The organism is Pseudoalteromonas sp., from assembly GCF_018402495.1.
Lineage (GTDB): Bacteria > Pseudomonadota > Gammaproteobacteria > Enterobacterales > Alteromonadaceae > Pseudoalteromonas.
The window spans coordinates 658,420-671,131 of record NZ_JAGYIU010000002.1 but is presented as its reverse complement, the minus strand read 5'-3'; the positions used below and the strand labels follow the sequence as shown (position 1 = coordinate 671,131).

The 12,712-nt window shown below is 40.3% G+C and carries 9 protein-coding genes; 3 read left to right on the top strand and 6 right to left on the bottom strand.

Annotated elements, in window-relative coordinates; translation table 11 throughout:
• Nucleotides 1-67 precede the first annotated feature (67 nt).
• From KG708_RS08620 to KG708_RS08610, 3 genes are all read right to left on the bottom strand, one after another.
• Complete coding sequence (locus KG708_RS08620; protein WP_213608982.1) at nucleotides 68-2,257, bottom strand: fasciclin domain-containing protein; 2,190 nt, start codon at nucleotides 2,255-2,257, stop codon at nucleotides 68-70.
• Between the two features lie 142 nt (nucleotides 2,258-2,399).
• A complete protein-coding gene (locus KG708_RS08615; RefSeq protein ID WP_213608981.1) occupies nucleotides 2,400-2,783 on the bottom strand; it encodes a hypothetical protein in 384 nt (127 codons plus the stop codon).
• Nucleotides 2,780-3,085: a hypothetical protein gene (locus KG708_RS08610; RefSeq protein WP_301003339.1), complete on the bottom strand. Its 306-nt coding sequence runs from the start codon at nucleotides 3,083-3,085 to the stop codon at nucleotides 2,780-2,782. The genes KG708_RS08615 and KG708_RS08610 overlap by 4 nt, the downstream gene beginning before the upstream one ends.
• A 278-nt stretch (nucleotides 3,086-3,363) precedes the next feature.
• On the opposite strand from KG708_RS08610, the gene KG708_RS08605 reads away from it, so the two are divergent.
• Entirely contained in the window at nucleotides 3,364-3,783 is a 420-nt protein-coding gene (locus KG708_RS08605) for a VOC family protein (RefSeq protein ID WP_213608979.1), read from the top strand.
• Nucleotides 3,784-3,823: 40 nt separating this feature from the next.
• Here the strand turns inward: KG708_RS08605 and KG708_RS08600 are convergent, their stop codons facing one another.
• On the bottom strand, nucleotides 3,824-5,356 hold the full coding sequence (locus KG708_RS08600; protein ID WP_301003338.1) for a diguanylate cyclase: 1,533 nt from the start codon (nucleotides 5,354-5,356) through the stop codon (nucleotides 3,824-3,826).
• Nucleotides 5,357-5,566: 210 nt separating this feature from the next.
• Nucleotides 5,567-6,445 (bottom strand): AraC family transcriptional regulator, encoded by an 879-nt coding sequence (locus KG708_RS08595; protein ID WP_213608977.1) that lies wholly within the window; start codon nucleotides 6,443-6,445, stop codon nucleotides 5,567-5,569.
• A 183-nt stretch (nucleotides 6,446-6,628) separates the two neighbouring features.
• Here KG708_RS08595 and KG708_RS08590 point away from each other — a divergent pair, with 183 nt between their 5' ends.
• Together KG708_RS08590 and KG708_RS08585 are read left to right on the top strand one after the other, a co-directional pair.
• Entirely contained in the window at nucleotides 6,629-7,774 is a 1,146-nt protein-coding gene (locus tag KG708_RS08590) for an iron-containing alcohol dehydrogenase (RefSeq protein ID WP_213608976.1), read from the top strand.
• Nucleotides 7,775-8,242: 468 nt separating this feature from the next.
• A complete protein-coding gene (locus KG708_RS08585) occupies nucleotides 8,243-8,827 on the top strand; it encodes a VTT domain-containing protein (protein WP_213608975.1) in 585 nt (194 codons plus the stop codon).
• 64 nt (nucleotides 8,828-8,891) lie between these two features.
• Here the strand turns inward: KG708_RS08585 and KG708_RS08580 are convergent, their stop codons facing one another.
• Nucleotides 8,892-12,332, bottom strand: coding sequence for a PAS-domain containing protein (locus tag KG708_RS08580; RefSeq protein ID WP_213608974.1), 3,441 nt, complete (start codon nucleotides 12,330-12,332; stop codon nucleotides 8,892-8,894).
• Nucleotides 12,333-12,712 lie beyond the last annotated feature (380 nt).

The following is a 12,712-nucleotide window of genomic DNA, read 5'->3' as shown; positions in this document are numbered from 1 at the left end:
ATTTTTTATATAAAAAAAGCCAGGAGCAAATAGCACTACTCCCGGCTTATCTCACAGTAAAATTTAACTATTTGGCCGTTGTGATCACTGTATCAATTAAGTGCACAACGCCATTGCTAGTGTAAATATCAGTGGTTGTTACGTTGCTGCCAGCGACTTGCAGTGATGTAGCCGGTAAGCTTACTTGCCACCAAATATCGTTCACAGCTTGACCGTTGTTTTGACCGGCTGCCGTATCACCTGAGAAGGTATATAAAGGACGGCCAAGGTAAGCGACTTGCATGCTGTCATCTGAGCGAGCAATTAATGATAAACCTGGAATATTTTCAATAGATGCCGCAGTGCCTAGCACGGGTGGCCACGTTGTTGCACAAGCGGCTTCACATACGCTCATTGCTTCCCCTAAGTCGTTATCAAATACGTAGAGCGTTTTACCAGGCATTGTATCAGCCATACCCGTTACTAAACGATTATTAGTTACATCATAAGCTACGCTGTCTGTTGCTGTATTTTCGGTACTGGTAAAATCTACCACGTTTACGCTTAGCATATTTTCCGCAAGTGTAGTGACCATTTTACCGTTAGCAGCAAATGCATCAGTACTACCTACTTGGGCAGCTAATACATGTTGAGTAAGTACGCCAGTAAGTGCTGTCGTGTCAGCTAATAACGCATTTAAATCAGCGGTAGGAATTTTACTAAATGCCGAATTTGTTGGTGCAAATACCGTAAATGATTGTGTGGTATCGTTAAATGTATCCACTAACCCTGCTGCTTGCAGTGCAGCTACTAGTGTAGATAATGCAGGTGTTTCTGTGGCAACGGTTGCAATCGTTTTAGTTGGTGTGCCTATTTCAGCGGGGGGCATCATCACTTTATTTAATACATGAATAACACCGTTGTCAGCCGTTACATTCGCTGTAGTTACCGCCGCATCATTAATAAATAGCGAGCTGTCTACATACGATAGCGCAGCCATATCTCCATTAGCCATTTCAACTTTATTGTCTTCACTGTTAGCAATGGTCACTGCTGCATCAGACAATACACTTGCGTCAGAAACTACGTGATAGAGTAAAATATCACGAAGCGTGTCGGTATCTGCTAGTAACGCGTCAATGGTGTCTTGACCAAGTGCCGAGAATGCTGCATCAGTTGGTGCAAATACAGTAAAGGTGTTGGTAGGGTCGCTCACTACAGTGTCTAAACCCGTTGCTGAAAGTGCAGCAAGTAATGTAGTAAAGTTGCCATTTTCACTTGCAACATCTGCGATTGTGCCAAAGCTCTCGGGTAGGGCAACATCGCCAACGATCACAGAATCAATGACATGAATAATACCATTGGTGGTTTCTATATCAGTCACCACCACGTTCGCACCGCCAAACATTAACATGTTAGTGTCTGCGTTAATCGCAATAGGTAAAGTATTTCCAAGCAAGGTTTCAGCTGATTGGCCGTTAAGAGACATTGCAGTGACAGAATCTACAGATCCAGATATAACATGCTGCTTTAAAATATCACCTAATACACCAGGGTTAGCGAGCAAGGTGTTAATCATTTTGCTACCTACTGCCTCAAAAGCAGCATCAGTTGGTGCAAATACGGTAAACTCTGATGATTCATCAGCCAGTGCTGAGGTAAGATTTGCTGCATCAAGCGCTGCCAGTAAGGTGCTAAAGTCGCCGGCTTGCTGGGCTGTTTCAATAATATTGTTGGTTGGTGCTGTCTCTGACACTGTTTTTGGTGTGAGTACTGCGTCAATAACATGAATAATACCGTTGTCGGTTTTAATGTCGGTCATTGTTACCGTGCTGGTATTAACTAATAAGCTTTCACCATTTAAAGACAATGCAATGCTTTGTCCATTTACCGTTTCAACGGTTGTGCCTGCTAAACCAATTGCTGCTTGTGCATCTACTCTGCCAGAGATCACATGATAAGTTAAAATTGAGCTTAGAGTATCAGGATCAGCTAATAAATTATTGATAGTTTCTTCACCTAATAATGCAAACGCCTCATCGGTAGGAGCAAAAACGGTATAGCTATTAGTTAAATCATCGAGTGTTTCATCTAGACCTGTTGCTTCTAAAGCTGCAACAAGGGTAGTGAATTCTCCAGAACCTTGAGCGGCATCAAAAACAGAAACGGCTGGTTGTGGATCTACAGTGACAGGGGCGTTGTTATCATCGTCGCTACTACAACCTTGAATGAGTAACAAGGGAAGTATGATAGCACCGAGCTTAAATACTTTATTCATATTTTTTCCTTTAATTGAATGTTACAGTGTTACAGCTTTGTGAATGTTACGTAGCTAGGCGCTGTGTTGATCAAAAAAGAAGCGTTATTTTTGTACGATTTAATAGGTGTAAGATTTAATTGAATTTTTATTCAAGTAAGTCTTAAATTTTAGTTTTTTTACTGCGCGGTGCACCCAGTAAAATAAAGACGTGGCAAATACACACAGATAAAAATGCACTCACCCCTAACGCACCACCAAAACCATCAAGATTGGGAACCAAATAGGCAAAAAACAGTGAAAATATAATTGCTGAACTGGCAAGCGTATATACCCCAAAGCGGTGAGGGGCACTCATACCAATAAAGGTGCCGCCAAAAAAGACAATACTGTATAGTTCTGCATTGAGGCTAAATTGTGACAATATTAAATAGGCAATAATTGAGAGTGCAGCTGAGGCTCTTATAGCATCAAAGCGATTATGTTTAGCTAAATAAAAGGTTAAAAAAGCACCAGTCAAGGCTAATATTGGGTATGTAATAGTCATATCAGCAATCCTTTAGCTAAAACAAACAGGGCTACACTGGCAAATGCAATACTGCCTAATCGTCCGCCAAACCCCGCAAATAGGTTAAGTGTGAGTGTATATAAAACAGCGCCAATGGCAGAAACAATAGCGATTTCCCAATAGTTACTAATTAAGCTGGTGGAACACATACCGGCAAAACTACCTGCATAAATGGAGGCATAAGGATGGTTTTGATAACGTGCAGGAAATGGAATGAATGAACCGATAAGGCCTGTTAAAGCAGCAGACACAACAATAGGTAATGCCAATGTAGTATGCATTATAAAGCACGACAAGCAGCCGATAAAAAAGGTGATGAATTTTAAAAATATGAATTTAGTCATAGCAAGCGTATTTTAAAGGTTCAGTTTTAGCTTTAATAGTGAAAATCGACGATTTAAGAGTAAAAGCGATTATAGACTGCAAAAGAAAAACGATGGTAGCTCTTCTATTATACGCAATAATTTACTAAAAATAATGCCGTGAATGTTCTATAAATTACAAGTTATGTATAATGCAGCATATTTCATATATTAAAAGTTATAACTAAAGGTAATTTATGTCTAACTGTTTGCATTTGGCTATTCCAGCTGGAGATCTTGAAAAAGCGAAAGCGTTTTATTGTGACGTGCTCGGTTGTAAAACGGGTAATAGTGAAGCTGGACGATGGGTAGATATTGATTTTTGGGGTAACGAGTTAACCTTGCATCAAAGCGAGGAGCGCTTACCAACGGTTCGCCATGATGTTGATATGGGCGCAGTGGCTGTACCGCACTTTGGTATTCACTTATCAGAAAGTGAGTTTCAAGGATTAAAGCAGCGTATTGCAGACGCCGGCCTTGGTTACTTAGATAAGCCTTACCGCCGTTTTGTTGGTGATGAATTTGAGCAAGAAACGTTTTTTATTGAAGATCCAAACGGCAATGTACTTGAAATGAAAACCATGGTTAATCCTGAAGTACTATTTAAAAAGGATTAGACGCTCTCGCTGAGCTAGTCTGGCTGACTAGCTCGTGTTTTTAAGCGATTTTTATCTTAGTTATCGCTGTTTTCTCAGCTTGTTTTGCCTTTCTTTGAGACTTTTTCTGGTACATTGCTGCATCACCCGCTTTTAAAACCTCATCTAGGTTTTTAGGCGTCTCGTTATAGCTTATTTGCCCTACGCTTGCATAAATGGCAATGGTGTTGCCTTGGTGATCCAAACTAAGCGTATTTAACTTTTGTTCAAGGCCATTAATCCGTTGCTTAATGTTATCTTTGCCAGTAAATAATGCCATTGCCACAAACTCATCCCCGCCTAAACGCCCAACGGCGTCTTCACTACGCATATGCTGACTAATTGATTCTGCAACCGTGCACAGTACTTTGTCGCCCACATCGTGCCCGTAAGTATCATTAATCGCTTTAAAACGATCTAAATCTATGTATAAAAAGCATAAAATACCCCCTCGCTTTTTATGCGCTGTCAGTAACTCGTTTGCTTTTAGGCTCCAACCACGACGGTTGTATATATTGCATAAATGATCAACGTTAGCATGTTGCTCAGCCTGTTTTTTTGCATAGCTTAACCTTTGCACTCTCCAACCAACTGCAATCGCAAGCAGTAATGACTCAATAGTAAACGCAATAACGAATCCATAACGTTGAATAAACGGGCTATAGTCGGTTAGTAACACCCTAAAAATCATACTGATAAATACACAGCTCAAAGCAATAAATACCAAGTTAGCTTCATTTACACCTTGCTTAGCTTGAAGTGCAGCAAGTATAAAAATAGTCATGACAATAAATAATGATAAATAGCCTGTTATGGCTGAGGTTATATTGGTTATTAATGGTAAGTCTAGGGCTATTTTTTGTAAGCATAGAGTCAGTACGCATAACGCGCTGACTTTTAACATATAGTTTAATTTTGGCCAATATTCAGGAAGTTCTAATATGGCGCTCATAAACCAAGTGGCGCTTACTATCGTTAAGCCAATACTCAATATATAAAGGTGGGTGATATTTTCGTAAAAGTAACCCTTGGTAAACAAATAGGCTTGACCTTCTTGTAAAAAGATAAAGCTAGCGATGCAAAAAAGATAGATGCCATACAATTTAAAAATAGCGTCTTTAATGCCATAACCTATGATTAAGGCATAAAAAATAAGCGTGGCACATAATCCGTAAAACACCCAAAAAATTAGATTATATAATTGAATTTTTTCAATAAATTGCTGTGAATCTAGCCAGGTAAAACGAGGGTTATAGCCAGCGGTAGTGGTTAAAGTGAGCTTTGCATTAAAGCTGCCTTGCTCCATTAAAATGGCCATCTGATTTGTTTTTAAAGGCACTTTTAATTGGTTATTTTGTTGCCACGAAAAGCTTTCAAGTGCTGGGCGGGTAAACGTAAAAACACCGCTTTTGCTTAGCGTGCATGCCAACTCAAATTGGTTGATGCCCTTTTTCAGCTTTATATTGGCTGCAATACCTTGCGACAAGGGAGTTGATACATGATTTTCGATAGGTCTTAAATGGCAACTATCCTTTGCAGCAACCACATTGCTCATAAAAAAAATAAACAGGGTTAATAAAACACCGCAAAATTTAATACATAAGGAGGTGGTTGTATGTAAGTGCTTCCTTATTGTTACGGTGATATTGAGCATAATAGGATTATAAAAAAGGGTAGTTACCTTATATTAACAAAGCTTATTTTCTTTACTAGTAAAAGTTAATGATAAAGTTTGATATAGCGCATGAATGGATAAATCTTATTTTTATAACTGTATTTCACTCGGGGTTTTATTAAAGTGGCGTTTAAACTCACGGCTAAACTGTGATGCACTGGTGTAACCTACCTTAAAAGCAGCTTCATTTGCTTTGCTTCCCGCTGTGGTAATTAACTCTTTTGCTTTAGCTAAACGTACTTTTTTTAAGTATTGTAAGGGAGATTCAAACGTTACCTGTCTAAATGCACGATGAAAAGAGGAAACGCTCATATTAACCGCTTCAGCTAAACCTTCAACAGTAATAGGATTAGCATAGTCCTGGTGCATCGTTGCTAGTGTGCGAGCTATACGCGCATAATGACCATCATGCATAGCTAGGCCTATTAAAGTATGCCCTTGGGGGCCGCAAAGAACACGATACACTAGCTCTTTTACTATATCTTCGCCAAATACCTCAGCTTCAAGTGGATTATTTAAAACCCTTAGTAACCTACATGTCACCTGCTCCATTGCGCAGTCTAGCTTGGCTGATTGTACTGCGCCAATGTTCGCGCTGGAGACAGATAAAGGCTGGTACTGCATCATCTGATTAACCAGTTTGTGCAACATGGCAGGGTTTATATCTATAGCTATGCCCATAACCGGTAAGTTGTTATCGGTAAACGCTTCACACTCTAATGGGACCGGTACACCTAGTACCAAGTAATCACCTTCGCCGTATTTTATTTGATGTTCTGGGAAATGAATTATTTTATGGCCTTGGCCAACCACGATTATGCCTGAATTATAAATAAGCGGCTGGCGCGGTGAACTTTTGGTAGCGCGATGAAAATACACTCCAGGAATAATTGTTTCCATGGTGCCCTCAAAGCTTAGTAAATTATTGTGCTCGGCGTATTGTTGCAACATTTTGGCTATGATGGGCATAAAAGTATCTGTAATTAAAATATTTTGCGTAAAATAACAGTGCTGGTAGTTTTAGGCAAGCTTTAGGCAGTTATTGGGCTTTTTATATATTAACTTTGCTACTAATATGCATCCATCAAAGCTTTACTTGATATGTGACTAAGTAAAGCATTATGAAATTAACCGTCACCTAGGAGCAAAATAATGAAATTTAGCTACGTAAATCCCACTCTCATCCAATTTGGCCAACAGCAAATTGCCGCACTTAGCGACTTGATCGCAAAAGATCAAAAAGTATTGGTTGTTTATGGCGGCGGCTCAATTAAAAAGAACGGCGTGTATGATCAAGTTGTTGCTGCACTTGAAGGTTTTGATTGGGTCGAATTCTCGGGTGTGGGTGCTAACCCAACAATTGAAGTGCTCGACCAGGCGGTTAAAATGTGTAAAGAACAAAGCATCGATTTTGTACTAGGGGTAGGCGGCGGCTCTGTAATAGATGGCGTTAAATACATTGCGGCTTGTGCAGTATACGACGGCGAAGGTTGGGATATTCCTACTGGTAAGCATACAATTACCAGTGCATTACCAATTGGTGCCGTATTAACGCTGCCAGCGACAGGTTCTGAATCTAACCAAAACTCAGTGGTAAGCAAAGAATCTACTAAAGAAAAATTACCGTTTGCCTCACCTAAAGTATTACCTAAATTTGCAATTATGGACCCTGACGTAATGAAAACATTACCGCAGCGCCAGCTTGTAAATGGTTTAGTTGATGCCTGGGTGCATACTTGTGAGCAATACCTTACCTTCCCTGAAGGCGCATTGGTACAAGAAGGTTACGCAGAGGCACTGTTAAAAGCGCTTAAAACATTGGGCGATAACTTTGAAAACCAAGACGATGCATGGCGTGCAAACCTTATGTGGGCAGCTAACCAAGCACTTAATGGCTTAATTGGTTCTGGCGTATCGCAAGATTGGGCAACCCACATGATTGGCCATGAGCTTACTGCCGCCTATGGTGTTGACCATGCGCGTTCGCTTGCTATTGTTCAGCCTTCTTTACTGCGCAACCAATTTGCAGTTAAAAAAGCGAAACTAGAGCAAATGGGTAAAAACGTATTTGGCCTTGAGCAAACAGACGATTTAGCAGAGCAAACAATTCAAGCTATTGAAGCGTTTTACCACAGCCTTGAGGTGGCAACACAGCTAACTGAACATGGCGATGATAAAGCGGCTGCGATTGATAATATTATTGGCAAGCTTGAAGCGCATGGCATGGTCGCCCTTGGTGAAAACCAAGCGATTACGTTAAAAGAAAGCCGTGAAATTTTAGAGCAAGCGGTTGCTTAATAACGAATAGGGTTTTTATATAGCGCCGCTGACATTTAGGGTCTGTTGACCTTTCAAGGTTGAATTTGCAGCAGTCTGTTTGGTAGTTAGGCAAGGCAGAGCCTATGTGGTTATTCCCCATAAATAGGCGATAACGCAGCATCAATGCTAAACAGGTGCTGCCCTTCGGATTCTGCCTAGGGGCGATTTACTCTTTGTTGCCACTGTGGATGGTGGTAAGGGGCGTGAGTAGGGCACGGAAGCTTTGCTCGGTTTTGACTTATTCTTACATGGATGTAAGCTAGTAGAATAACGCAGGAGCAGTTATCGAGCCCACTAGGTTACAAGCCTCTTGGGGCGATTAAACCGCCCCTAGTTTGAATAAATTGTAATCCGCAAAGGTCAACAGACCCTAGCAGGACTGAATACTTCATACTGCGTTAATCTTTTCATGAGATAATTTAGCTACTCCCTAAAACAGGATGTTTAATGGCTATACAAAAAAAACTAAAGCAAAAAACGCGTCAGTTTATTGGGTCTAAAAATATGTTAGGCGGAATTACGTTTGCCTCATTTTTAGAATCCACTATAGTGCCAATTCCACTTGAAGCAGTACTTGTACCATTAATGCAAGCAAGGCGAGAGAAGCTCTGGCAAATTGCTCTTATGGCCACCATAGGGTGCGTTATTGGAGCTTTGTTTGGCTATGCCTTGGGGTATTACTTATTTGATGTTATTGGCGATTGGGCTATCAATACGTTTTCAAGCCCTGAGCAATTTGAAAACGTTAAGCAAAAAATGCAAGCACAGGGTTTTTGGTTTGTGTTGAGCTTAGGTATTGTGCCTGTTCCGTTTCAAATTGCGATGTTGGCAGCTGGCGCTACTCAGTACTCGCTCATGCTGTTTTTATTAGCAAGCGCTATTGCTCGTTCAATACGCTATTTTGGTTTAGCGTTGCTGGTATACTATGCTGGCAACCAAGCTGAACGTATTATTAGCAAGCATAAAACTAAGACCATGATTGGGTTAACTATTTTAGTTGCTGTTGGCTGGGTTATTAGCACACTAATTTAATGCAATTGGTGTTAAGCTAAGGTTTAAGCCCAGTATTTTACTGGGCTTAAACGTTTATTGGTGGTTAAGTACTATGATTAAGCAGGGCTTTAAGTTTACCTGGTTTTACTGGCTTACTCAGGTAATGAATATTTTCAGCCTTGGTGATTTGCTTTAGCTCAGTGTCACGTACGGCGGTAATTAAGATGGCCGCAATGTCGCTTTGCCAAATTTCTCGCAGCGTTTTAATTAAGGTAATGCCATCCCAATCATTACCTAATTGATAATCCATTAAGATTACATCGGGTGCGGGATGTGTTTTAGCATGGGTTAACACCGCCTCCACTTTGTCGAATAGAGTGTAATTTGCTTGCCATTTTTTCAATAAGCTGGCCATCGCGGCTAAGTTTTCAGGATCGTCATCAATGGCGATAATATTAATCGCGGCGCGGTTGTCGACTATATTTTTGCTTGTTTGTTTTTGTTGTATTAATTGTGCATCACCATAAGGCACTTCTATGCTAAATCGACTGCCTTTATTAGGTAAAGAAACCACATCAATCGGCAGGCTAAGTAAATCAGCCATCCGTTTAACTACCCCTAAACCTAGGCCAACGCCTTTATTGTCGCCTGCTTCAATACGGTAAAAGTCGTTAAATATTTTTGCTTGTTCAATATCGCTAATGCCAGGGCCGGTATCCCATACCTCTATGCGTAGGCTGTGTTTACGATTTCTGCAGGCAATTAATACTCGACCACTTTCGGTGTATTTAATCGCATTAGACAGTAAATTTTGCAGTATTCGGCGTAAGTAAGTAATGTCGCTATGCACTATTTGCTTGTTAGAACGTACTTTAAACGAAAGTCCTTTATCACTCGATAAAATGGCATATTCACTTTTAAGTGGCTCTAAAATATCGTCAATGCAAAAGTGGCGTGGACTTGGGGTCATTGCCCCTTGTTCTAACTTAGCAATTTCTAATAAAGCCGACATTAAATGCACCGTTGAATCTAAGCTATCGCCAAGCTTATTAAAATTATTTTTATTGGTACTATCGAGTTGTGTTTCATCAATGGCGGCAAGGTACAAACGCGCTGCATTTAATGGCTGTAAAATATCATGACTGGCAAGTGCTAAAAAGCGCGTTTTACTGTCATTTGCTTTTTCTGCTTCGCGTTTAGCTAAAGTAAGTGCTTGCTCTGTTTGTACGCGGCTATCTATTTGTGCTTGCAAGTTACTATTTATGGTTTGCACTTCTTGGGTACGCGCTTCAATACGGTTTTCTAAGTCCATATTAATTTCTTCTAGCGCATTTTGCGTACTGATGTGAGTGGTAATATCAGAAAAACTAGTCACAAATCCGCCATCAGGAAGAGGATTACCTATCATTTCATATACTTGGCCGTTTCGACGATGGCGAATAAAATGATGTGAACTGCCATTTTTTAAATGCTGAACACGTTTATCTACATGGCGGTCAATTTCACCTGGGCCGCATTCACCGCGCTCAGCGTTATAACGGATTATTTCCTCAATAGGTTGGCCAACTTGTAGAAAGCCCTCGGGGTAGTTAAACATTTCACTGTAGCGCTTATTCCACGCCACGAGGTTTAGGTCTTTATCAACAACAGATAGCCCATGGCTTAAATTTTCTAGCGAGGTAAACAGTAAATTTTGATTAAACTGCAATGCTTGTGTGGTTTCATCAAAAAAGTTGACTACCTCTTCAAACGCCATGCGTTTACCCGACGATACGGTGTGAATAAGTGCTTGCGCCGAAGAGGCACCTAATACGCCTGTAAGTGCCCGCTCGCAATAAGCGATAAATTCCGGTTGAGGGTATACATTATTGTCGTTTAAATCGTGATGAAGTGCATAGTGTGATAATACTTGTTGGCTGCGTTGAATACCTAAGAAGGTTTGTAGCAGTATTTTAAAGTCGTATACCGTGGCTTTTACATTTTTATTTAAGCGACGCGATAAAATAGCCTGATCTTTTGGGTTAACAAAGGCAGCTGCTTGAATTTTATCAATTAATCGCTCTTCAGCCCCTAGTGAAAAACTAATATAGCAGCCAATATTAGCGAACAAAGCGATAAGTGTACCGCGAGTAATTAGAGTTTGTTGTAACTCACTGTCTAATGGGTTTGGGGCATCTAAAATTGGCAGCAATAAAAACAGCACCCAACAAATTATGCCCGCTAGTAACCCTGCATAAACACCATAAGCGTGACCTTTTCGCCAGTATAAGCCACCAACAATCGCAGGTAATAGTTGTGATACCAGTGAGAAAGCAACCAGTCCCATACTAGCAAGGGCACTGCCATGGCCAAACCACTGCTGGTAGAAGTAAGCTAAAGTCAACAACCCAGCAATGGTAAATCGACGCACTAATAAAATACGGGATTTATAGCTGCTGGTAATTAAATTACGTTTAAATTTACGACGTAGCATTAAGGGCAAAACTACATCATTTGAGATCATGGTACTTAACGTTAATGTGGCAACAACTATCATAGCGGTGGCAGCTGAAAGTCCGCCAATAAATACAAAGGTGGTTAAAAAGGCATTATCATGCAACATAGGCAAAGCTAATACAAAGCTGTCGGGTGACAAGCTTTGGCCTATTTCTGGATGAATGGCAGCAGTGGCAATGGGTAAAATCATGGCTGCGGTTAATAACAAATACAGCGGAAACGCCCAACGGGCAGTAAATAAATGGCGTTTATCTTGGTTGTCGACCACGGTTACATGAAATTGGCGTGGCAAACAAATAATAGCTGCGGCTGCCATAAGTGATTGGCCTACAAAGTTAAAGCTAAAAAAGTCGAACTGTGACCAATGTAACCAGATTGAATCGGTAATTTTTTTAGCACTTTCTGCAGGTAAATTAAATAAGCTATATATTGCAAGTCCTGCTACAGCGCCTAAAGCAAGGAGTTTTATCAACGACTCAAACGCCACAGCAAGCATTAAACCGGAGCGGTATTCAGTCACATCAACTTTGCGCGTACCAAAAAATATAGCAAATAGCGCCATCATTAACGTGGCCGATAACGCTAAGATATCACCCGATATTTGATTACTACTTTGCAGGAGCAGAAAGCTAGAGCTGAGCGCTTTTAATTGCAATGCGATATAAGGAATGGTGGCTAACAAGGCAATTATCGTCACCATGATGGCGGTGGTTTGGCGCTTGCCATAGCGGGCTGAAATAAAGTCGGCAATCGTGGTGATGTTTTGTTTTTTACTCACCAGTATCAGCTTACGTAAAAAGCCTTGGCCGAAAAAAAACAGTAAAGCGGGGCCCAATAAAATAGGTAAAAAACTCCAGCTGCTGGTGGCTGCGGTACCTACTGAGCCGTAGTAAGTCCACGACGTACAATAAATCCCTAATGCAAATGAATACACAAACGGGTGATGACTAATGCGCTTAGCAAGAGGCGTGGTTTTATCACCCCAATTTGCCAGCCAAAACAACACGCCTATGTAGCCAAAAGCAACAATCAGTAATACAGCCGTCATGCTTATTTAACCTTCAAGAATATTTTTATAATTTGCCATAACTATACCCAAACTATTTCAAGATGCGAGTCTCAGTTGGCATTTGAGGTGATTTGGCTATTTACACTACCTTGTAGTGGATTAAGTTGGGGGTATATTTTTTATTTATGTTATCTATAAATAAATTAACTACATAATTTTAAAGGAGTAATATGTTTTTACTTATGTAGTTAGACTAATGTCTTATTCCCACGCTTTACTAAAAAAATGACGTGATCATTTCACAAACTAATTAATTAACTTACTGAAATTAAAGTAGTTCACTGGCTGTTTACTCATTAAGCGCCTACAGTTTACGAAAACGTTAACAGCTTGTTACGACTATTGTCGCAATTCAATAT